Origin of the sequence: Psychrobacter sp. ANT_H59 (assembly GCF_008369225.1) — a bacterium.
GTDB classification, from domain to species: domain Bacteria; phylum Pseudomonadota; class Gammaproteobacteria; order Pseudomonadales; family Moraxellaceae; genus Psychrobacter; species Psychrobacter cryohalolentis.
In genome coordinates, this window is sequence record NZ_VOBE01000008.1 from 1 (window position 1) to 23,413 (window position 23,413).

The 23,413-nt window shown below is 41.2% G+C and carries 21 protein-coding genes and 1 rRNA gene; 14 read left to right on the forward strand and 8 right to left on the reverse strand.

The window, feature by feature from the left end; translation table 11 throughout:
* The first annotated feature begins 4 nt into the window (after window positions 1-4).
* The 7 genes from rrf to FQ083_RS11660 all read left to right on the forward strand — a co-directional run bounded on the left by rrf (window position 5) and on the right by FQ083_RS11660 (window position 5,553).
* Window positions 5-118, forward strand: a 5S ribosomal RNA gene (rrf, locus tag FQ083_RS11630).
* A gap of 323 nt (window positions 119-441) precedes the next feature.
* Window positions 442-1,500, forward strand: a complete 1,059-nt coding sequence (locus FQ083_RS11635; RefSeq protein WP_020444375.1) for a TRAP transporter substrate-binding protein — start codon at window positions 442-444, stop codon at window positions 1,498-1,500.
* Window positions 1,501-1,516: 16 nt separating this feature from the next.
* The gene (locus tag FQ083_RS11640; RefSeq protein WP_149409958.1) at window positions 1,517-2,044 is read left to right on the forward strand and encodes a TRAP transporter small permease; all 528 of its coding nucleotides are present in this window, start codon (window positions 1,517-1,519) and stop codon (window positions 2,042-2,044) included.
* Window positions 2,041-3,330, forward strand: coding sequence for a TRAP transporter large permease (locus tag FQ083_RS11645; RefSeq protein ID WP_133104870.1), 1,290 nt, complete (start codon window positions 2,041-2,043; stop codon window positions 3,328-3,330). Before FQ083_RS11640 ends, FQ083_RS11645 begins: the two co-directional genes overlap by 4 nt.
* A 144-nt stretch (window positions 3,331-3,474) precedes the next feature.
* Entirely contained in the window at window positions 3,475-3,693 is a 219-nt protein-coding gene (locus tag FQ083_RS11650) for a dodecin family protein (RefSeq protein ID WP_149409959.1), read from the forward strand.
* A 165-nt stretch (window positions 3,694-3,858) separates the two neighbouring features.
* Window positions 3,859-4,911 carry a 5'-nucleotidase gene (locus FQ083_RS11655; protein WP_149409960.1) on the forward strand — a complete coding sequence of 351 codons (1,053 nt, stop codon included), beginning with the start codon at window positions 3,859-3,861 and terminating at the stop codon, window positions 4,909-4,911.
* Window positions 4,912-4,947: 36 nt separating this feature from the next.
* Window positions 4,948-5,553, forward strand: coding sequence for a rhomboid family intramembrane serine protease (locus FQ083_RS11660; protein ID WP_149409961.1), 606 nt, complete (start codon window positions 4,948-4,950; stop codon window positions 5,551-5,553).
* A gap of 90 nt (window positions 5,554-5,643) precedes the next feature.
* Here FQ083_RS11660 and FQ083_RS11665 read toward each other — a convergent pair whose 3' ends face one another.
* The 3 genes from FQ083_RS11665 to FQ083_RS11675 form a co-directional block, all read right to left on the reverse strand.
* Window positions 5,644-6,189, reverse strand: coding sequence for a hypothetical protein (locus tag FQ083_RS11665; RefSeq protein WP_133104867.1), 546 nt, complete (start codon window positions 6,187-6,189; stop codon window positions 5,644-5,646).
* A 282-nt stretch (window positions 6,190-6,471) separates the two neighbouring features.
* Window positions 6,472-8,340 (reverse strand): sodium:solute symporter family protein, encoded by a 1,869-nt coding sequence (locus FQ083_RS11670; protein ID WP_133104866.1) that lies wholly within the window; start codon window positions 8,338-8,340, stop codon window positions 6,472-6,474.
* 4 nt (window positions 8,341-8,344) lie between these two features.
* Entirely contained in the window at window positions 8,345-8,605 is a 261-nt protein-coding gene (locus FQ083_RS11675; RefSeq protein ID WP_011514563.1) for a DUF4212 domain-containing protein, read from the reverse strand.
* Window positions 8,606-9,679: 1,074 nt separating this feature from the next.
* Here FQ083_RS11675 and FQ083_RS11680 point away from each other — a divergent pair.
* The gene (locus FQ083_RS11680) at window positions 9,680-11,176 is read left to right on the forward strand and encodes an alanine/glycine:cation symporter family protein (RefSeq protein ID WP_149409962.1); all 1,497 of its coding nucleotides are present in this window, start codon (window positions 9,680-9,682) and stop codon (window positions 11,174-11,176) included.
* A gap of 120 nt (window positions 11,177-11,296) precedes the next feature.
* On the opposite strand, the gene FQ083_RS11685 is transcribed toward FQ083_RS11680, so the two are convergent.
* Entirely contained in the window at window positions 11,297-12,934 is a 1,638-nt protein-coding gene (locus tag FQ083_RS11685) for an electron transfer flavoprotein-ubiquinone oxidoreductase (RefSeq protein ID WP_149410006.1), read from the reverse strand.
* A gap of 640 nt (window positions 12,935-13,574) precedes the next feature.
* Here FQ083_RS11685 and FQ083_RS11690 point away from each other — a divergent pair.
* The 4 genes from FQ083_RS11690 (at window position 13,575) to FQ083_RS11705 (ending at window position 17,246) form a co-directional block, all read left to right on the forward strand.
* A complete protein-coding gene (locus FQ083_RS11690) occupies window positions 13,575-14,330 on the forward strand; it encodes a DUF1285 domain-containing protein (RefSeq protein WP_149409963.1) in 756 nt (251 codons plus the stop codon).
* 171 nt (window positions 14,331-14,501) lie between these two features.
* Window positions 14,502-15,503, forward strand: a complete 1,002-nt coding sequence (gene murI / locus FQ083_RS11695; RefSeq protein ID WP_149409964.1) for a glutamate racemase — start codon at window positions 14,502-14,504, stop codon at window positions 15,501-15,503.
* Window positions 15,504-15,712: 209 nt separating this feature from the next.
* On the forward strand, window positions 15,713-16,741 hold the full coding sequence (locus FQ083_RS11700) for a DUF4062 domain-containing protein (protein ID WP_262881116.1): 1,029 nt from the start codon (window positions 15,713-15,715) through the stop codon (window positions 16,739-16,741).
* Window positions 16,742-16,946: 205 nt separating this feature from the next.
* Window positions 16,947-17,246 (forward strand): hypothetical protein, encoded by a 300-nt coding sequence (locus FQ083_RS11705; protein ID WP_011514557.1) that lies wholly within the window; start codon window positions 16,947-16,949, stop codon window positions 17,244-17,246.
* A 129-nt stretch (window positions 17,247-17,375) separates the two neighbouring features.
* Here the strand turns inward: FQ083_RS11705 and FQ083_RS11710 are convergent, their stop codons facing one another.
* The 4 genes from FQ083_RS11710 to msrA form a co-directional block, all read right to left on the reverse strand.
* Window positions 17,376-18,848 (reverse strand): lytic murein transglycosylase, encoded by a 1,473-nt coding sequence (locus tag FQ083_RS11710; protein ID WP_149409966.1) that lies wholly within the window; start codon window positions 18,846-18,848, stop codon window positions 17,376-17,378.
* Between the two features lie 267 nt (window positions 18,849-19,115).
* Window positions 19,116-19,829: a DUF1499 domain-containing protein gene (locus FQ083_RS11715; protein ID WP_149409967.1), complete on the reverse strand. Its 714-nt coding sequence runs from the start codon at window positions 19,827-19,829 to the stop codon at window positions 19,116-19,118.
* 12 nt (window positions 19,830-19,841) lie between these two features.
* On the reverse strand, window positions 19,842-20,501 hold the full coding sequence (gene tmpT / locus FQ083_RS11720) for a thiopurine S-methyltransferase (RefSeq protein ID WP_149409968.1): 660 nt from the start codon (window positions 20,499-20,501) through the stop codon (window positions 19,842-19,844).
* A gap of 216 nt (window positions 20,502-20,717) precedes the next feature.
* On the reverse strand, window positions 20,718-21,239 hold the full coding sequence (gene msrA / locus FQ083_RS11725) for a peptide-methionine (S)-S-oxide reductase MsrA (RefSeq protein ID WP_149409969.1): 522 nt from the start codon (window positions 21,237-21,239) through the stop codon (window positions 20,718-20,720).
* 232 nt (window positions 21,240-21,471) lie between these two features.
* On the opposite strand from msrA, the gene cmoA reads away from it, so the two are divergent.
* Window positions 21,472-22,260 carry a carboxy-S-adenosyl-L-methionine synthase CmoA gene (gene cmoA, locus FQ083_RS11730; RefSeq protein ID WP_149409970.1) on the forward strand — a complete coding sequence of 263 codons (789 nt, stop codon included), beginning with the start codon at window positions 21,472-21,474 and terminating at the stop codon, window positions 22,258-22,260.
* A 60-nt stretch (window positions 22,261-22,320) separates the two neighbouring features.
* Window positions 22,321-23,403, forward strand: coding sequence for a tRNA 5-methoxyuridine(34)/uridine 5-oxyacetic acid(34) synthase CmoB (gene cmoB, locus FQ083_RS11735; RefSeq protein ID WP_149409971.1), 1,083 nt, complete (start codon window positions 22,321-22,323; stop codon window positions 23,401-23,403).
* Window positions 23,404-23,413 lie beyond the last annotated feature (10 nt).

Genomic DNA, 23,413 nt, shown 5'->3' on the forward strand with positions numbered 1-23,413 from the left:
CTTTGCTGACGACAATAGCACGATGGAACCACCTGATCCCTTCCCGAACTCAGAAGTGAAACATCGTCGCGCCAATGGTAGTGTGGTTCGCCCATGTGAGAGTAGGTCATCGTCAGCTCTCTATTCTGAAATATCCCCCGACTAGTTATCTAGGCGGGGGATTTTCTTTTGGCTGACGTTTGGAATATGCTGGATTTATTTGTAGCTGAAAGGCTCAAATAAGCTTTTTCTGTTATGAAAATCGCTATACCTTATATTCAATATATTACTTGTTATTCATTTAAAATGATTTGACTTATATCGTTATAGCTGCTAATTTTAAAGAGTATTTCAACTTTAGTTAATTAAAAGCATTTATAGAGTCTATACGGAAATTGACCTTATAATTAACTTATTAGTAAATACTCATACCCTATCCATGGTTATCAAAAGGAATTGATAATGAAGTTAGCTCCTCTTTTTTCAATAGGTGCATTAGCAGCTATTAGCCTTCTAGGTTGTTCTAATCAAGCTTCTGATAGTACTGATGCTTCTGCAGCAACTTCTCAAGAAACAACCACATTGCGCTTTTCTCATTTTTGGCCAGCAACCTCATCTATTAGTACAGAGGTCTTTGAACCTTGGGCTAAGCAAATAGAAGCAGATTCTAATGGTCGTTTAAAAGTAGAGTTATATCCTTCAGCTGGTCTTGCTAAAGCAGACGTTACTTATGAATCTGCTGCCAAAGGCACGATAGATATTGGCTCACAAGCACACGGCTATACCAATGGTCGCTTTCCTTTAACTCAGATTACTGAGCTTCCTGGTTTATCAAACTCAGCGACTCAGATGGGTTGTATGCTCCAAACTCTATACGAAGATGGTACTTTAGCTGGTGAATATGAAGATACGCATATGTTGTTTATGTATGGTGCTGGACCGGGTGCGTTGCATACAACGAACAAATTAATTCGCACACCTGAAGATATGAAGGGTATGCGTATTCGCCGTCCTTCTGCCGTCGCTGGCGACATTATTGAAAGTGCGGGTGCCTCACCAGTAGGTTTGCCTGCCAATGACATGTATACCTCTTTACAACGTGGCGTCGTTGATGGTTTGAGTTTTCCATGGGAAGCTGTGACCGCCTTTAAAATTGACGAAATTACCAAATACCATACCAATATTCCTTTTTATAGTTCAGCGCTTATGGTGACTATGAATAAAGATAAATATGAGAGTTTACCGGATGATTTGAAAAAGGTACTGGATAAAAATTCAGGTATGGCGCTTGCCAATAAGGTTGGTGAAGTATTTGATAAACATGATGATATGGCAATAGAAGCAGCTAGGAAAAAAGGTGATGAAATCGTTGAAATCCCTGATCCATTGAATGATCCTAACTGGAAAGGACCGCTTGAGAAAGGTACCAATAAATATCTTGCTGATGTTAAAGCGCTAGGTCTAGATGCAGATGGCGTTTATGCTAAAGCAAAAGCCGCCAGTGCAGCCTGTAAGGTCTAACCTAAAGGAGTTTCGCATGGTATTTTTAGTTAAACTGAGCATCCTCATTTCAAGGTTATGTCAATTCATTGGTGGTATCAGTCTCATTATCATTGTACTGACCACCATGCTAGATGTTATTGCCCGCTATGTATTTAAGCTCACCGGTGGTGAGTTTGGATTTACGGTCAAAGGCAGTGTTGAGATTGTCTCTTACTTCATGCTCTTTGCTTTACTTGGTGCTTTTGCTGCTTTTGTTGAACGCTCACAAATTATTGTCGATGTATTCACACAAAAGATGTCAAAAGCTTTGAAAGGTTACATGATGGGCACCTTTATGATGGGGTTCTTTATCATTGGTATCGTGTTCGCATGGGGTCTCTATGAAAGCGCTTTTGATGCAATAGAGTACGGCAAAGTCACCCAAGACCTTCGAATATCTATGATGCCCATTTACGCTATTAGTGCCTTCTTAAGCATTTTACTTGCCATTCGCTCATTGATCGAATCAATCAACATCTTTAAAACAGGCGAGTTCTTTGACGCTGAGGAGACAGGCGCATGAGTCCAGAAATTATTGGTGCCATTGGTTTGTTATGTATGATTGCGATGGTCATGCTGCGTGTTCCTGTTGCACTTGCGATGCTTGGTGTTGGTTTGGTTGGCTTTGGTGCGGTGACAGCACCGATTGGTGCTGTGCAGATGCTCAAAGACTTACCTGTTGATGTTTTAGCGAAATATGATTTTAGTGCTATTCCATTGTTCATACTTATGGGTGTCTTTGCTTCTCATTCTGGTATGGCGGGGAAGTTATTTGATGCTACTCGAACTATCTTTGGTGGCGTTAGGGGTAGTCTAGGTATTGCTGGTATTGGTTCATCCGGTATCTTTGCATCCATTTCAGGGTCATCATTGGCGACTGCGTCTACCATGACCAAAGTAGCATTGCCACAAATGGAGAAGTACGGTTATCAGCCAGGCTTTGCCTGCGGTATTTTAGCCGCTGGTGGTACTTTGGGAATCATGATTCCGCCCAGTATTGCACTGCTGGTTTATGCCATCCTAACCCAGCAGTCAGTTGGTGATATGTTTATCGCTGGTTTCTTACCGGGTATGCTTGGCATGGTGATGTACTCAATCACTGTCATGATCATGGTGCGCTGGAAGCCACATTTAGCACAACGTGGGGAGCCTACTTCTTGGAAACAAAAGCTCATCTCTTTGACAGGTCTTATTCCCTTTAGCTTTATCTTCATCGTAATTATCGCGGGTATTTTCTTTGGGCTATTTACCCCAACAGAAGGCGCTGCAGTTGGGGCGTTTGTATCGTGGGCTTATGCTTTTGCCAAAGGCATGCGAATGACGGGGCTTAAGCAATCATTAATTGAGACGCTTGCCCTCTCTGCGGTGGTCTTCTTTATGTTACTTGGTGCTGAAGCACTCGGCTACTTTATCTCAGTATCGCGTTTGTCTTATAGTTTGGCGACGTGGATTGGTACATTGGCAGTTAGCCCAATGATAGTATTGATCTGCATTTTGATTATGTACTTTCTGTTAGGCTTGTTCATGGATGCCCTAGCGATGCTGGTGATTACGATTCCGGTGGTGTTCCCAATCATTGTCGCGTTAGGTTATGACCCAGTATGGTTTGGTATCATTGCAGTATTGACCGTAGAGCTTGGATTAATCACGCCGCCAATGGGTATGAATATCTTTGTGATTAAGGCAATGGCACCACATATTAAGCTGTCCGATATGTTCAAGGGGGTGATGCCCTTTATTGTCTCTGACTTGATTCGCTTAGTCATTTTGGTAGCGTTCCCAGCGATATCTTTGGTGCTACTAAGTTAATTCCTACATAAAATAACACTGGAGCATTGTTGCGTACTATGTATAACGCTAGAATAATTGAGAGACATCGCTTTGAAGTAGCATCTCTGCGATAAGCTTGTCTTAAAACACTCATTTTAGAATCACATGGATGCGAGAAATACTATGACTATTGCTAAGAATATCGAGATCAGTAGTACCTCTGAAAGCAGTTTTGAAGATGCTATTCAACAAGGTATTGCGCGGATTTCTAAGACCGTCAACAATGTTGAAGGCGCTTGGATAAAAGAGCAAAAAGTAGGGGTTACTGATGGAAAAATCAGTAAATATCATGTCATTATGATTGTAAGCTTTGTTATTAATGATGGTACTGATATTAGCTAAGTGTTGATTGAAACCTAAAAAAGACTGCGATTGCAGTCTTTTTTTTGTCATAAAAAAATATATTGAGGATTGTTGTGATTAGCAGGAGTAGCCACACGGCTTGCCTATATATGTAGTAAAATAAAACGCTACCATTTCGAATATTTAGAATAGAAGTAAACATTTATGGCTGTCGATTTTAGTAACACGCTCATAGTCGCGATTTCTGCAACCGCGCTGTTTGATTTAGCAGAATCAGAAAATTATCTATTACAGCTATTAGAAAACCGGCCTGAAAGCGCTATAAAAGAGTTTCGTGACTATATGGCAGCACGTGAAAACGAGCCGTTAAATATTGGCGCAGGTTATCCGCTGATTAAAGCACTATTGAATTTAAATCATTATTGTCATGATTGTGATAATAAGAATGACGGTGTCGATGCACCCTTGGTAGAAGTGGTCATTGTCTCAAAGAGTAGTCCTGATACAGGTATTCAAGTCCTTAATGCGATACGTGAACATGGGTTAACCATTTCGCGTTCAGCGTTTATATCTGGCAGCCCTATTGCACCTTATATCAAAGATTTTAATGTGGATTTGTTTTTAACGACCAATCTCGAAGATGCGCAGCAGGTTGCAGATGCTGATATCTGCGCCTGTGCGATATTAGATGCCACGCCAGTCAATACTTATGAGCTGGATACCAAGCAGTTGCGTATTGCTTTCGATGGGGATGCAGTACTATTTGATGATTCAGGCGAGCTGCTTTATAAGCAAAAAGGGTTACAAGCTTTTCATGACCGTGAAGCCAAAATGCACGATTTACCGATAGAAAAAGGTCCTTATGCAGAGTTATTAATTAAGCTATCCAAAATGCAAGAGCGTCTACCAGCAAGCCTGCATTCTTGTCCGATGAAAATAGCCTTGGTGACGGCTCGCAATGCCCCAGCTGACTTACGAGCGATAAAAACATTGCGTAATTGGGGCGTAGATATTGATATGGCGTTTTTTTTGGGAGGGCTTGAAAAGACTTCGGTACTTAAAACATTTGCGCCGCATATTTTCTTTGATGATTCAGTTAAGCATATCGATGCGGCTCGTAGCTTTGTACCAACGGCGCTAGTGCCTTATCATTCAACCTCACTATTACACGCCAGTAGTATATTAACTGCCAATAAAGATGCGTCATCGCTATCTTTTAAACCCGTAGAAACGACGATTTTATCTACCAGTCATTAACCTGCGTTTAACAAGATAAAAAGGATAAAACAGTAGATGAAGTGGCAGCAATTGGTAACGCTTGTAATCGTACGCATTAAGCAAGTATTTGGTCTATATGCTTTTGTACTGATACCAATGTGGGTGATGTTTTTTCTTAATGACACTGTATTTTTTGGTCTATGGAATATTTTTGGTATCGTACCAAGAACATTGGATATTGGCAGTATGATAGGGGTATTTGCCTCATGGACGATGCATGGTAATTTCTCACATCTAGTGGGAAATTCGCTGACACTGATGCAGATTTTGTTCTTATTTGGTTTATTTGAAAATAACGCTTATCGTACCGTTATTAAGCTGATAGTTGCTGCAGGACTTGTGACATGGGTAACTGGTTCACCATTATCGATACATATAGGTGCATCAGGGCTTTGTTTTGCGATGCTTGGGTTCATGATAGGTGGGGCAGTGTTCGCTAGGCGTTGGGGCTATTTACTGGCTTGTATTGTGATGGGTACAGGTTATTGGCTGACTATCAAACAAGGTTTGATACCGCAGCAAGGTATCTCATTTGCGGCGCATTTTGGTGGTCTATGCGCCGGATTGTTGTTGGGTGCCAATTCTAAACATGCTTATACGAAAGTGAATAATCGTTATTAGCCTCATTTTTCGGCAAATATATTTCGACAGACTTTTTAATAATTCATAAAGATAACGATAAGTCAGCTAACAGTGGCTTCAATGATTGAGTTATTTTTTACTAATACAAACATTGATATATAGCGGATCATTTTTTTCTAATGGACGCCAAGCAGTCGTTTGTTTCACATGCTCATCAATACTTAACTTACTGTTTTTTTCTTGTAGTACATAGTCTGCACGAGCAGGGGCGGCACAGTCGATCACTTGCGGTACTTGCTGTACACTTCTACGTCTCTCAAACAAATACAAATTGACCAAATACACCTCTGGGTTATCAGCGTTAGCACGAGCGTGTCCGCTATCAGCGGCTATAAAGCGTAACGTCTGTGGTTTAACGTACGACCACGGACGAAACCACGTACCTTCTTCAACTTTCTTGACGACATGAACGCCTTCAGGAAGCTGTGCAAGCTGTTGACCAAACCAGCTATATTCTTGGCTTATTTGGAAGCCAAAGATACCAATGGCACCAAATAATGGAATAAGCCATCTTGGCGCTTTCTTACCTGCAAGTTTGCTGAGGTGAGTGATGACCAGTGCTATCCCAGCTAGACCAAACCCAGCCGCTATGGTTGCGATAAACTCAAAAAGCATAAGACTTTTCCTTAACGCAATCAGCGCATTTCATATCAATTATTAAAAATAAAATCATGTGTACAGCCTTTTTAAGCACATTTATCATGACACTCATGCTTAACTTTCTCATTATTTTTACTTTTAAGAGGGGTGAGTAAAATTATCATGATTGGACGAATAGTATGTAAAAAATATCCCATGATCAGATTGGGATAAAAAAATCACTCACGAGCAGCTGCTGCCTGTGAGTGATATATTATCGTAAAAAACCATACGTCATTTGCTAGCTTATATCGAAGCTTAGTGGTCGATTGCGCCGCCAGCGCCACGTGGAGAACGTACACTTTCAACCAATTCTTGAATGTGTGCTGGTGGTGGCGCAGTCGCATAAGACACTGCGAATGCTACGATAAAGTTAAGCAAGGCACCAATCACACCAAATGATAATGGTGAGATACCAAACAACCAGTACTCTTCAGTATCAGGGAAGTTTGCTGTACCTGTAACGAAGAACCAGCCTTTAAAGATGAAGATATAAACTAAGATACTAATTAGACCTGTGAGCATACCAGCGATGGCGCCCAAGTTGTTAATACGTTTAGAGAAAATACCCATCATCAATGCAGGGAACAGTGAGGCACCAGCAATACCAAAGGCCAATGCAACGACCTGTGCAGCAAATCCTGGTGGATTAATACCTAAGTAGGTAGCAACCACAAGCGCAACAGCCATCGTGATACGTGCGACTTTTAGCTCGCCTGCATCAGTGATATTTGGATTAAGGTTACGTTTAATCAAATCATGACTGATCGCTGATGAGATGGCGAGAAGTAGACCAGCTGCTGTAGATAGCGCTGCTGCCAAACCACCTGCGGCGATAAGACCAATAACCCAACCTGGTAGCTGTGCGATTTCTGGGTTAGCCAATACTAAGATGTCAGCGTTGACATCAAGCTCGTTACCTGCCCAACCTCTATCAACAAATACACCATCACGCTCTAAAGCATGTTCAGCTTTTGCTTTTTCAACGGTAGTCGTTGCAGCAGCAACATCGCCGCCGTCAGTGGTTGCTGCAGCCAATGCTAGCTCTGCTGCACCAAGTCCACTATCACTATACAACTGGATACGACCGTCGTTATTTAAATCGTTATACTTAATAAGACCGGTTTCTTCCCATGTTCTCATCCAATCTGGACGTTGATCATATTCGATAGCAGGAGCGTCAACACCTTGTGGATAAACAGTATTAATTAGATTTAGACGCGCCATTGCACCTACTGCTGGGGCAGTGAAGTATAGGAGCGCGATAAATACCAACGTCCAACCAGCTGTCCAACGCGCATCTGCAACTTTAGGAACCGTGAAAAAGCGAATAATAACGTGAGGTAGACCCGCGGTACCAATCATCAGTGATAAAGTAAATAGCACCATATTCAGCTTGTTCGGTACGTCAGCGGTATAAGCGGTAAAGCCTAAGTCGACGACGATTTGGTCAAGCTTGGTTAGGATAGGAATGCCTGATTCAACATGGTTTGAGAACAAACCAAGACCTGGAATTGGGTTACCCGTCAACTCAAGTGAGATAAAGACGGCAGGAATCGTATAGGCAATCATAAGAACCACATACTGCGCAACCTGCGTGTAGGTAATCCCTTTCATACCACCAAGTACGGCGTAGAAGAATACAACAACAGCCGCAATAATCAGACCAGTGGTACTGTCAACTTCTAAGAAGCGTGAGAATGCCACACCAGCACCGGTCATCTGACCGATAACATAAGTGGTTGATGCAATAATCAAACAGACGACTGCGATCATAGCAGCGGTTTTAGAGTAAAAGCGGTCACCGATAAAATCAGGAACTGTGAATTTACCGAATTTACGTAGGTAAGGTGCTAAGAGCATGGCGAGTAGAACATAACCACCCGTCCAACCCATTAAATAAGTTGATGCTGCATAACCGCCAGTGGCGATAATACCAGCCATTGAGATAAATGACGCCGCACTCATCCAGTCAGCGGCGGTTGCCATACCGTTAACAACAGGATGTACACCGCCGCCAGCAACATAGAACTCACTGGTCGAACCTGCACGTGCCCACCAAGCGATACCGAAGTATAAAGCGAAGGACAGACCTACAAAAATGATATTAATCGTAAATTGACTCATAGGGCTATTCCTCGTCTACGCCATATTGTTTATCTAGTTTATTCATGCGCCATGCATAGAAAAAGATGAGGGCGATAAATACGATAAGAGCACCTTGTTGTGCAAACCAAAAGCTTATATCAGTACCACCTATTCTAATACCTGACAATAATGGACGTAGCAAGATGCCAAAACCATAAGAGACTAAAGCCCAAATGACGAGGCTGACTTTAATGAGACGGAGATTGGCGCGCCAATAACCTGATGAATCGTTGTGGTTCTCCATAGGACAACTCCTTTTGCCTAACATAAAAACAAGGTCACTGATCTGAGTCTGACAAGTCCCTGTGCTTTAGTGTTTATCTTATTGTGAAAACAGTGTCTTACAACCATAAAAACGGTAGATGAAAGACTAAAGCAGAGCGATCAATCAAGATAAGTAACCCAACATTATTAAAATATGAACCAACTTTTCCAGTGTAAACGATACAGACACCGAGGATAAATTACTCGATATGACTGTTATAAAAGTTAAAGGATAAGAGTCGAGGTTAGTTGCTCAAAATCTAATCATTCAACAATAGATATTGAGACAGTCGATTAAATTTATTATATGGAAATAATGATGTGTAAAGAGGGAGGGGTCGGTATTCGCTGACAATCCTCTGTCTTATTATTATCATCTTCCCGATGACATTATTTTAATAATTAGGAATACATTCATGCCGATAAGTATTGCAAGCAGCTTTTATAAACTTATTAGGAATATATACAATATTGACTTATTTAACAATAAATAAATTTTATTTACTTTATGTAACTAAATATGTGTCTTGTAGAAACTATAACTAACTTATGTTAGTAGAAGCCAATAGATATCATAACTCTGAGACAATAGTATACTAAGACCTTAGTTGTATTAAGGATTTGTTATATTCATTAGATTAATTGATAAAACCAAAAAATGGCATTTATTTTAAAAATAACGGTTATATAAATAACTGTTTTTATTATGAATAAGTATGACATCAATATAATTTCAATATCATAACTATTGATTAGGTATAAAATTTTTTCATAAACTATAAATAATAATTATTATTTTATTCCTATTAGCTTATTACTAAGCAAAAGTTTATAAATAATCAATAATTAAAAAAAAGCATAAAAACAGCTAAATTGTCTATAGTCAGTTAAAATACCTGCCATATGATATACGTGATTTCCTTGTCATTTTATTGCTCAAATAGGTAATGATGATCAATAAGCAAAGAGAGAACGAAACATCATAAAAAGCCATTAGTTACATCAATTTATAACATATGCTAAAAGTATAGAATGTTAGTGAAGGGGATATAGTATGAACGAAGGCGTAGCAGGTTGGTTTAATAGCATCGTAAACTATGGTGTGAGTATCATTTGGGGTAATAATGATTGGTTGATTGCCAGCAATCCATGGTATGGACTGCTGATGTTCGTCTTAATTGGTGCAGGTCTATATTTTACCGTGGCGACCCGCTTTATCCAGTTTCGTCATTTCGGTCATATGTGGCAGTTATTACGAGTATCAAATCAAGGGCGTAAAGATGGTGGTATTAGCTCATTTGAAGCACTGATGACATCACTTGCTGCGCGAGTAGGGACGGGGAATCTAGCAGGGGTGGCAATTGCCATCTATTTGGGTGGACCGGGTGCTGTATTTTGGATGTGGATGACAGCGATTGTGGGTATGTCGACCAGCTTTATCGAGTCAACCCTTGCGCAAGCATACAAAGTACCGCATAACGATAATGTTTATCGCGGTGGACCGGCTTACTATATCGAAAAGGGTTTGGGTAAACGCTGGCTTGCCGTATTTTTCTCGCTATGTTTGCTGGTCGCTTTTGGCTTGGCGTTCAATGGTGTGCAATCCAATACCATTGCACAAGCGACTAATGAGGCGTTTGGTATTCCAACTTGGATGACCGGCTTGATATTAGTAGTGCTAGTCGCACCAGTAGTATTTGGTGGATTACGCTCTGTTGCGCGTATTGCTGGCAAAGTTGTACCAGTGATGGCGATTCTTTATATTCTGTTGGCACTCTATGTCATCTTGACCAATTTTAGCGAATTTCCAGCGGCGATTGCTTTGATTGTAAAGTCAGCATTTGGCTTTGAACAAGCAGCAGGTGGTGTGATTGGTTATGGTATTGCGCAAGCGATGATTAATGGTATTAAGCGTGGTCTATTTTCGAACGAAGCAGGTATGGGTTCAGCACCTAATGCCGCAGCGACTGCAAAAAGCCATCCTGATCATCCGGCAGTGCAAGGTTTTATGCAAATGTTGGGTGTGTTTTTGGACACATTAGTTATCTGTACAGCGACAGCTTCAATTATTATTCTCTCTGGCGTGGTTGATCCTAATGTCGAGCAAGAAGGTATTCAATTAACACAGCTAGCATTGTCGCAATATGTAGGTGATATGGGTGTAATTTTTGTCGCGATTGCCATCTTCTTTTTCTCATTCACCTCTATCATTGCAAACTATAGCTATGGTGAATCGAATCTTGAATTTATCTCTGGCGAGAAAAATGCCAAAGTGATGATTATGATATTCCGCTTTATGGTCTTGGGCATGGTATTTATCGGTGCTGTCGCCAGCCTGCCAGCTATTTGGAACTTTGCCGATTTATCCATGGGTCTGATGGCATTGGTCAACTTAGTGGCTATTATCATCCTGTCGCCAGTAGCACTTAGAATATTACGTGACTATGAGCGTCAGATTAAAGAGGGCAAAACTGCTGATCAAATCAAGTTTAATCCTGATGATTTTGTGAAATTAAAAGATGAAGCCAATCGTGATGCGTGGACAGATTAAGCTGAAATCCTAGATATACAGCGATTAAATATACCTATAACAAAAAATCGCCCTTTTGAGGGCGATTTTTTTGCAGCTTATTTTAAATAATAACCATCTAAACAATATATAAATAACAATTTACATGTTTGGATAGTTAGGACCGCCGCCGCCTTCTGGCGTTACCCACGTGATGTTCTGTGAAGGGTCTTTGATATCACAAGTTTTGCAATGGACACAGTTTTGTGCATTGATGACAAATTTAGCACCTTCCGCGTCTTTTACAATCTCATAAACACCAGCTGGGCAGTATAAACGCGCTGGCTCAGCATAAAGTGGTAAGTTGATAGTGACAGGCACTGTTGGATCAGTTAATTTTAAATGTACTGGTTGATCTTCAGTATGGTTGGTATTTGAGATAAATACTGACGATAATTTATCAAATACCAATTTGCCGTCCGGTTTGGCATAGGTTGGCTGATAGGCATGAGCCGCACGCTCAAGTTGATCATAATCTTTTTTATTGTCATGAATGGTCAAAGGCATTTTGCCGCCCATCAGATTTTGCTCTAAAAAGGTAAACGCGCCGCCCATCCATTGACCCATACGGTGCATAGCAGGAGCAAAGTTACGTGCTTCATAGTTGTCTTTATACAACCAAGACTCTTCAAACATCGTAGTATAAGCCAGCACTTCATCATGTTGACGATCTTCTTGCAAGGCTGCGAAAATCGCCTCAGCCGCTAGCATTCCTGACTTCATTGAAGTATGGGTACCTTTGATTTTGGCAGGATTTAAGAAACCTGCGTCATCACCAGCTAATACACCACCTGGGAAGGTGAATTTTGGCAAGGAGTTTAAACCGCCTTTAGTTAACGAGCGTGCGCCGTAAGATATACGTTTACCGCCTTCTAGAACATTACGAATAAGCGGATGTAGTTTTAGACGCTGCATCTCATCAAATGGCGACATATATGGATTAGAATAGGAGAGGTCAATAACAAGACCAAAGCTTACTTGATTGTTTTCAGCGAAATACAACCACCAGCCTCCAGTTGAACCAGTGTCAGTCAAAGGCCAACCTGAACCATGCATGACCACACCTTCTTCATGCTTAGCAGGATCAATATCCCATAGCTCTTTTAGACCAATACCATAGTGTTGTGGGTCACAGTCTTTATCAAGATTAAAACGACTGATCAAGCGCTTGCCTAAGTGACCACGGCTACCTTCGGTAAATATAGTATATTTAGCAAGCAGCTCATAACCTGGCTCAAAGCTATGTTTCGCTTCTCCACTGGCAGCCACACCCATGTCGCCTGTCAATACGCCTTTAACTGAACCATCATCATTATATAAAATTTCATCAGCGGGGAAGCCTGGGAACATCATGACTTCTAGCTCTTCAGCTTGTTGAGCCAACCAACGAACGACGTTGCCTAATGAGACAATATAGTTGCCTTGGTTATGCATGCTGGCAGGAATGACCGAATCCATTAATTTGATGGATTTGGTCGCTGAACCCAGCATATAGACGCGATCTTCAATTGCAGGAACGTTTAGCGGTGCGCCTTTTTCTTTCCAATCTGGAATCAACTCATCCAAAGCGCGTGTTTCCATGACCGCACCAGAGAGAGTATGAGCGCCAAACTCTGAGCCTTTTTCGACCACACAAACCATGAACTCATCGTTACCTGCTGCGATGGCAAGCTGGCGTAGACGGATGGCAGCTGAAAGTCCGGCAGGTCCACCACCAACGATAATGACATCAAATTCCATTGACTCACGTTCTACTTCAGGCTCTGCTGCAACAGGTTCTGGCGTTTTATCGACAACGACCGTTTCAGCAACTGGCTCAACGGCTTTCGTATCTACAATAACGGGCGTTTCTTCAGCGAGCACTTCTGGTGTCACCACTGCTGGCTCTGAATTTGCTGTGTCTGTCACGATTGGCGTGTCGATATTTACAGTATCACCATCAATAACTGGCGATTGATTGTCTTGCTCTTGCATACCTACTCCTAAACTTGTAGTGGCTTATCTCAGGGCATCATTAGCTTAACAATTGAATAATAAGGCTTGTGGCGCTAACTTTACTCAGACATATGGCTGCCCGATAAAAAGGGTCTTTACGGTATCAGTTGACGACGTTACGATTAAAGTATTTTTAAAAACCTTCAAAACATAACGTGAAATGTGTCGTTAGTACAACGCCCACCAGACTATTTCAAATAAAAAATCGTTACTTATTATAAAAGAAAAGTCCCACAAACACGATACGCATTTAACAACATCAGTGTTAAAGTAAGATTAAGACGGTGGGGGGTACAATGACGATATTGTCTTATCATACCCGAAACTAAAATTTATAGTAATAACAGATTTGCCAAACTTTGATTACTACGTGAAGGATTGTACGATGACAGATAATAATAAAGATACCGATGCCACGACTTTAAAAGATGTTAAAACCTCTAATGACAAGCTGTCTGAGCTAAATACTATAGACAATTTGAGCCAATATTTAAAGTCTGCGGCAGGGACACGTGAAGGACGTGCCATACCGCCACTAGAAAATTGGCATCCTGAACAAATCGATGATATGGACTTGGTCATCAAAGCCAATGGCGAGTGGTGGCATGAAGGCGGACACATGACCCGAGAGTCATTAGTCAGTCTGTTTGCCACTATCTTATGGAAAGAAGAAAAAGAAGGCGTGATTGAGTATTTTCTAAAGACGCCCGTACAGAAATTGCGTATCCAAGTGGAAGATGCGCCACTATTAATCAATGATGTCGGTATCGTCAACGAAGACACTAATAGTTGGCTTGAATTTACCACGACAACGGGTGATGTCGTACGCTTAGATGATGAGCATCCTATTTTTTTACGTCCTTATGACTTTGTTAATGTAGAGGGTAATGAAAATAGAAATGATCACTCTAATGATATGGATGCTGTTCATAATAGCCACGGAGAGGAAAACCAACAATTAACATCTGAGGTGCAAATGCGTCCTTATATGCTGGTTCGAAATGGATTGACGGCACTTATTGGTCGCAACGTATTTTATCATTTAACCGAGATTGGCGAATTGACAGAGCAAGATGGTAAAACCACGCTAACCCTGCAAAGTGGCGGTCATGCTTATACATTGACGATGACATCTATTTAACGGTCAATAATGAGCTATAATTAGCCAGTGATTGCTATTTATCTTGAGCAAATCTTGTTATCTATCTTATAGCCCTTTTTATTTATGGGACTATTATTGAAAGTAATATTGGTTAAATTTACTAGTAGGGTCGGTATGACAGTATTTTTATCAAAATGGCGGTGAAATAATATGAAAGTTGCCGCAAGTGCTGTTACTAACACAGTTAATACTTACTCAATAATTTCTGATAATAACACTGCTGAAGAAGCGATGGTCGATAGTGTGATATACAATCATAATAAAGGGATAAAGGCAGATCCAGACCGTAGCGCGCCCATTGGCTTATTTGATTCCGGTATTGGTGGCTTGTCTATTTATTTACATTTAGCCCAGCAACTGCCCAATGAACGTTATATTTACTATGCTGATACCCTGAATGTGCCCTATGGCAATCGAGATAGTGATGATATTAAAACATTAACATTGACGGCAGTAGAGTGGCTATATCAGCAAGGCTGCAAGCTTATTGTCATTGCGTGTAATAGTGCTTCAGCCTATGCGTTGCAGACAGCAAGGTGCCATTATCCGCAGCTACCCATTGTGGGTTTGGTACCAGCGTTGAAACCTGCGGTATTGGCCAGCAAAAGTGGTCATGTGGCGGTACTAGCAACCAAAGCGACTCTAAACGGTAAACTCCTGAACGATGTCATTGCTACGATAGCCAGTCCAAGTGCAACCAGAGTGACCAAATATTTTGACCCGCAACTGGTGCCTTGGGTAGAATCAGGTATGCCGGAAAACAGTGAAACGGCGCAAAATCTTCGTGGACAGTTGCAAGTGTTTGCAAAGGATGGGGTAGACCAGCTGGTATTAGGCTGTACTCATTATCCATTCTTTAAAGATTTTGTGATGCAAGCAATTGAAGCGCAAAAACTATCAATGCAAGTGGTTGATTCAGGTCAAGCAATTGCGGAGCGCGTTAAGCAACTGTTGATCGCCAATAATTTGTCAGCATTGCCTATAGATGGATTAGATAGAAATGGTGTTTTAGATGCCAGTTTGAGTGACAATCAGATTAAGCCACCGTTGATATTTTATGCGACCAAATACGATAAACAGATGGATTTGCTGCTATCACGCTTACTTGGCGAGCAAACGCATTTACAATACCATCCTCATTTTGAGTATTAGGCTTAGGGGCTCCTAGGATTAATCTCGATACAGCTGTTATAATTCCGTAGTATATTAATGGAATTGGAAATAAAGTAAACGCATTCTAGCAATACTATGCTAGGCTTGTATTTACCAAACAGAATATTTTAATTGCTTATTATTATAATTTTTCTGAGAACTCTGAGAACGTATCTTTTTCGACCAGCTAATAGAGATTAGAGGTGATCGTGCCAAACCGTCGCTACCATATTCATATTGTATGCGCTGATAACGACCAGTTATTGGTATTGGATAGTATTGCGATATTTTTTCAAGGCCGTGCCTTTTTAACCTATGATGCTTCCAGTAGATTACCCAAAGCTTCGTTATATGGGCGTCAGTGTATTGATGCTTGTGATTATGCTTTGATGGTCATTGGCGATAGCTACGGTACGACGCAAAATAATGGTGTTAGTCAAATGCATTTGAGCTATCTCAATGCTAAAGCGAAGCTCAAACCTTTACTGATACTAATAAAGAAACATCATAACGGCGCCAATATCAGTAGACAGTTGCAAGAATTTACCAGTGCAGTAACGTCAAAAATGGATAAGATTTATTATTACGAGACAGAAAACGACATCGAGCAATTGCTTATCCAAGCCTATTACAAAATGGTTGCTAGCCATAATATAGCTGCGGGATGGATCAGGGTTGATGAAGAGGCGATGAAGACTAATAAACCTTCAGCATCTGAGACTCTAGCGGCTACTTTGACAAATAATAGAGTGACAGGGCAAGAAACTACTGTCGTCCCTAGTCAGAGTATGGACGATAATGTCAGTAAGCCAATCGTATTGACAGAGACCTTTGAGATTCACTATAAAGCCCAAGCTTATGAGGGTGGCAATTTAACCGATGTGACAAGACCAATGGTATTAGCATGGCAAGACGTATTAATCACTCTGATAAAAATGCCAGCTACTTTTTCAAGCTATGGTTTACAAAGTGGTATCAACCGCTTAATCGCTGTGCGAGCTGAGATCGATATCAAGCGCGAGATGCCAAATGTCCATGCTGTGGCACGTTGTCAAATCTCTCAAGACGATCTCAATCATCTACAGCGGCAATTGGTTGCTGCTAATTGGATACAGCTAACTACCTATGGAACACGGGTCACACAGGAGCTTTGGAAGCTGACTTTTTATGCAAAAAGTTTACTTGATGCAAAAAAGCCATCGATAGAAAATCCTGCTATATCAACTGCCACTAGCTAAATTATCGCCTTCGCTATTATCAGTCATTATCGTTGCTACCAATCTTAGAACCTCATACAAATCATGATTGACTAACACGTTTCTTGCTAATGGCTACGTTTTGTAATACAAAGTATACGTGGTACTCGTTGTGAATCCCTTTGATACTCGTAATAATGAGCAAGATGAACACATAATAATACTGAGCAATTAAGGAGAACAAATAATGAGTAATGCTAAAAATGACGCGTTAAAAAGTGAGTTGGATAGCTTAGAGCAAACCATGCATGAGGCAAGTCAGTTTCATACGTTAGAAGAGCAAGTAGCAGATATGAAGCGCCGCGGTATCGATCCGACCAAAGTCTATAAGGAATTGGATAGAAAGGAAGAGGATGCAGATTGGGGTGATGCCACGTGGAAAGAAAATGGCAAATGGGAGCCTAAGACGCCAGCAGATTTAGATGATAAAGCTCGTGAAAACTGGGATGGTGACAATGGTAAACCGAATCCACCACCTATCGTTTAATGTCTAAGAATTAGATATATCATGTAAACTGTGACAAATCATAAAGAGTGTCAGAACTGACATGATCAAAAAGCCACGCTAATTAGCGTGGCTTTTTATTTTTATTAATACTTAAAAGACATTACGTAATCAAGAGCCTTCATCAATACGTACCAGTTTTATAGTACCATCAGCACCCGTTACACGGCGATATCGCGTTGTGCTTGAGTTTGATGGGCTGATCGCTGTAGGCTGCGAGTAGCTATTAGGTGTGGTATTTTGCTGTTGAATCAATTGTCCCATACGATCAGCAGACGCGGGGTTTAAAGGACGACTGTTTGTTGGCTGGTTATATGGATTGCCGTATTGCGAAGTATTAGGCGCCGTATTACCAACGATGGCACGATAGAATTTCTGCCCTGCACGTCCATCAGCTGGAAAAATGCCACGACTAGACTGGTACTGCTGGATAGCAGTACGAGTATTATCACCGATAATGCCATCGACGGCGCCGATATCATATCCTGCATTTAATAATGCTTGCTGAATCGCTCTGGATTCTTGGCGACCTATACCAGGATCGTCAGTTGGCCATGCTGTGATAAAGTCAGTTTTACTACTACTCTCGCGAGTAATCAAATCTGATAAATGGGCAATCGCCAGTGCATAGCTTTCTGATGCGTTATAAGAATAAAAAGTATCGAAGTTTTTACCAACTAAGAATGCAGGGCCGTCAGGACCTGCTGGTAATAATAATCCAGCACTACTCAAGTCAGAAGGGAGTGGGCTACCATTAGCAAGGGTTAAGCCTTGATTGCGCCAGTGGCTCATCGATTTTTTATCTTTACGGTTGGACGCTGCCCAAAATCCACTTGGCAGTTTTACCTCATAACCCCATGCTTCGCCTGAACGGTAGCCACGTTTATCTAAGAAGTTTGCCGTAGAGGCAAGGGCATCGGGGACGCTATTGACCAAGTCGCGGCGACCATCGCCATCGAAGTCGACTGCCAACTCTAAAAATGTACTTGGCATAAACTGCGTCTGACCAAACGCGCCTGCCCATGAACCTGTCATATCGCTTGGCGCAATATCACCGTTTTGGACGATTTTTAGTGCATTGGCATATTCGCCTTGGAAATAGCTTTGGCGGCGATCAAAGCAAGATAGGGTCGCTAAAGATTCAAACAAAGGTTTTTTTCCCAATGTCTGCCCAAAGTTAGACTCCACACCCCAAACGCCTAATACGTGCTCGGCTTTAACGCCATAGCGCGATTCAATTTTACGTAACGTATCCGCCCATTGACGCTTGGCACGGATACCATCTTCTACGCGTTCGGTATCAACAAGTGATGACAAATAATCCCAAACGTCTTTTTGGAATTCAGGTTGATAGTTTAGCGATTGAATAACACTAGGGTCAGGCTCACCGGGACGATAGTTATTAAAAGTATAGCTATCAACATCACGAAATTTGCTAGAGTTTTTTAGACCATCTAGACACTGCTGAAATTGAGCATTAGACAAATTTGGTGCGTCTGGCTTGGCAGCTTGAGCGGGGCTGGCAAGACTTAAGCCAATCGCTGCCGTCAATAAAGATAAGGTGGATAAGTGATTCAAGCGCATAAAAATATCCTATAAGCGTCGAAGTAGCTGTTAAAAAAACAGTTACTAGAAATTAGTTATTAGAAAGTAAAACAAAGCGATTAAAAGTCGATTTTACTTAGAGTAACCAATCTCAATAGTAAAGAAAAGGTATCGTAGTACTCGGTTACTATAAGCTGACGTTGGCGTGAGGTTAGGATAGGGTTTTAGAAAAATATAGCATTACATAATTTTAGGAAAGTCTTTGGTTTTAATGTGGATGATTAATTCTACAGGTGTTTTACAAAGCTATTTCACTAAAATGATATCCAACTCCTCAATAAAATTATGAATACGTGCTGCATTTTTACCCAAATCGCTACCGCCAACCCGCGATTTACTACGGATATCAACCAGACGCTCGCTACCATTATCGTTGATACGTACAACGATATCATCTTTAAAACCAAACCACGCCGTAGTATCTGTTGCTTCAACAATACCTTTATTAGCATCGATATTGACTAGCTCCCAACCTAAATTTTTGGCAACTTGTTCGGCAGCGTTCACCAATTCAGCTTTTGATTGTGAATAGACTAGCGTTTTTAGTTCCGGATAGCCTTGACGTTGTTGCTCGGCAGTTGCTTCACCAGCATAAGCGACTGGATTGGGTGCGTCAGCGCGTAGCGGAGCAATAGCGACAAACTCAGGTGGGTTGATTAAGTCAGTTGAAATATCATGAATAGGCGCTACGCTTTTGCCCTTACTCCGCATACTAAGTGGTAATCCGAGAGCAACGGAGGATAACGCAATGGTGACTACCACATTGGCAAGCGTTAGTGTATTTCGCTTAAATATAACTTGTAATACGAGCAATACAAGCGCTGCAACAGCAGTCAATATGCCATATTTAAATCCTGTAAACACCGTACCTAATTCAATGATGTCATACTTATAAAGAGGGCCTGTCAATACGACTAATAAGAAAGCAATGAGACTTAGGAAACTCACTAAAATTTTCATTAGATTTCTCGCTTATGGTTTATTCAACAACCAAACATGCTCTGTCACCGCCATCTCAGGTGCGGCGTTCAAAGTCGATGATTCGCCCTCAAGCTCTTGAATTTGATAGCGAGCGCTATAATACTGCTGGATTTGCTCATGACTGATTGAAAAGGGCGGTCCTGCTCGCTCATTTTGGTCGTAATTGAGTGTCAGTAATAATTGAGGAGCGTTTTGACTGAGGTCGATAACTTGCTGACTATATTGCGGGCGCAACTCTTCTGGCATCGCAATTAATGCTGCTCGATCGTAGACCGCATTAACGCGACCAACATCATTAGTACTTAGCATAAATATATCTGCAACCCATAACGCTATTGTTTGTCCTGATAACTGCCCTTGATAGCATTTAATATTTGAATTTTCACCATGCGCTTTTATCGTGTAAGAGATATTATTTTCAGCAAAAAATTCCTGTACCGCTGACTCAACCAATTCCACGCCGACGATATCAAAACCTTGATTGGCTAGCCAAATCATATCAATAGATTTGCCACATAAAGGGATGAATATACGGCTTCCGGTGGCCATCTTTAAATCTGAAAAGTATTTAATCAATAAAGGATTCACCTTAGGCTGATTAAAGCCGATGCGTTTTTCCTTCCAGCGAGCCTGCCAAAATTCTGGATTCATTGCTTTAGCCTTCAGTTATAAGAATTTCTATTATCAGTTATTTTTTACAGTCGATGCATTATCATAACTTGTCGCATAATATTGTCAAAGTCATTAACTCCAATAAAATTATCAAGAATTAAAAAAGCCAAATACTTATATTATAAGCATTTGGCTTTTATTAAATAATAAATTAAGACATGTCTGAAACGAATAAATCGTTAGGCAATGTGATGCTTAGCTCACCATATATTGACTGAATTCTTTACGCAGTTTGGCAAGTTTTGGTGGTATGGCGAAGTTGCAATAAGCTTGTCCTGGGTTGCGATTAAAAAAGTCTTGATGTGTGTCTTCTGCTTGATAAAATTCGACCGCAGGATGTACTTCGGTCACCACATTTATACCCATGTCACGCAGCTTGTTAATGGTACGATTGATGGTCGGTTTTTGCGTTTCATCAGTGTAGAACACGACGCTACGATATTGGCTACCTACATCATTACCCTGACGATCCATCGTGGTAGGATCATGAGTGGCAAAGAAGACATCAAGTATCACTTCTAATGGGACAATCGATTCGTCAAATTCGACTTTAATCACTTCAACGTGACCAGTATTCCCACCGCAGACTGCTTCATAATTGGCTGATACCGCATCGCCGCCCATATAACCTGATATTACAGACTGTACGCCTTTTACGGATAAAAATACTGATTCGGTGCACCAAAAACAGCCACCGCCTAATATAATGGTTTGCATAATTTTTCCTATTCTTATCATTATAAGATATGAGCCAAGCATGTTTTACAAATCTATTTTGCTTGGCGATATACATTTAGCTTAACAGCGCAGTTGCCTGCGATAAGTAACAAATAGTAATGTTATAATGGGCTTTTGCTACGCTAAAAATCTCGTTATTATCAGCTGCTTATTATTGATAGCGTCAGTCAAGATGATTACACACGTTAAAGTTTAGTTTAATTACCAAAGAATGAGTCACACTATGAGCCAATCTCAGCCTACCACTGTTAAACATGACACCTTATTCACCACGCCACTAGATAAAGCAGCTCGCTTTTCATTTGATGAGCAAGTGGTGGCTTGTTTTCCGGATATGATTCGTCGCAGTGTTCCCGGTTATGGTCAGGTATTGGCGATGTTACCCATATTTGCTCGTCGTCATTGTAAATATCGCCAACAGAGTGATAGTGGGCAGCGTGTGAGCCGTATTTATGATTTGGGTTGTTCACTGGGTGCTGCAAGTATGACCTTGGCTGGCGAGTTTGAGCCGCAAGATTTGCAAATTAAAGCGATTGATATTTCACCTGCGATGACCACTGAAGCGACTACTTTATTGAATGATAATTATCCTGAGCATGACATAGAGGTCATCACTGTGGATATTCGCGATATTGAGCTTGAGCCATGTGATATGGTGATTTTGAATTTAACCTTACAGTTTTTACCGGCTGCCGATAGAGTGGCGGTGTTAGAAAAGATTTATGCGGTACTCAGCGAAGGCGGTATATTGGTATTGACCGAAAAGACTCATGCTTTTGATGAGCAGTATGATGCGTGGTTGGTTGAACGTTATTACGATTTTAAACGCGCCAATGGCTATACCGAGATGGAAATCAGCGGCAAACGAAATGCACTAGAAAACGTCCTTATTACGGATACTTTAGATGAGCATCACGCACGATTGAGTGATGTTGGCTTTCAGCGTCATCTCACGTGGTTTCAGTTTTTAAACTTCGTCTCTATTGTGGCGTTTAAATAACGGCTACATTGTTAGAACCCTTTTTATCCTATCTTTTGATCAACAGAGTAATCCGCTTTTATGCTTAACGACACTATCATCCACGCTGAACGCGAACTGTATTTAACCCTGCTAGAACTAGCGCAACAGCAGCCGAACGCTTATGAGTGGCTTAAGCAATTACCAACATGGTTAAGTGATATCAAAGACAAGGCCAACTATGCGCACGCGCCTGCCTACCAGGCATCAGTCGCTCGTTTGCCAGAATTAACCGTCAATAACGTCGATCTAAGCAGTGATACATTGACGATTGAGGCAAATCTTAGTGAGTCTCAGCGCAAACAAATAATAGCATTATTAAAGCAACTGATGCCGTGGCGCAAAGGGCCTTTTCAAATTGGTGGTCAGCTCGAAAATCAAATTGATAGTGGTCAGAATGAAGATGAACAAGCCACGCCAATATTGATTGATACCGAATGGCACAGTGATTGGAAATGGCAACGAGTCGCACCGCATTTGAGTCCTTTAAAAGGTCGTCGCATCTTAGATGTTGGTGGTGGTTCTGGTTATCATGGTTGGCGTATGTCAGGAGCAGGTGCCGATACGGTCATCATCATTGATCCGTCGTGCTTGTTTTATCATCAGTTTATGGCGATTAGGCATTTTGTAGGTAGCGCAGATGCTCATACTCATGGTACAGAGCGTTATCGAACTCATTATATTCCAGTGCCGCTTGAAGCATTGCCGGATAATAGCCAGCTGTTTGATACCGTGTTTAGCATGGGTGTGCTCTATCATCGCCAATCGCCGTTTGAGCACTTGCAACAGCTCAAAGGGCAGTTGGTCAAAGGCGGTGAGCTGGTACTTGAAACTTTGGTAATAGAAGGCGATTCCAATACGGTACTGGTACCGCATGACCGCTATGCCCAGATGAATAATGTGTATTTTTTACCTTCGGTTGCCGCATTGAAAGGCTGGTTAGAGAAAGTTGGTTTTACTGAGGTGCGCTGCGTCGATGTGGCAGTCACCTCGACGGAAGAACAGCGTAAAACGGAATGGATGACCTATCATTCGTTAGCAGATTTTTTAGATCCTAATGATTCTAGCAAAACTCTTGAAGGCTATCCTGCACCGATGCGTGCTACTCTAATTGCCAAAAAATAATTGGCAAAGC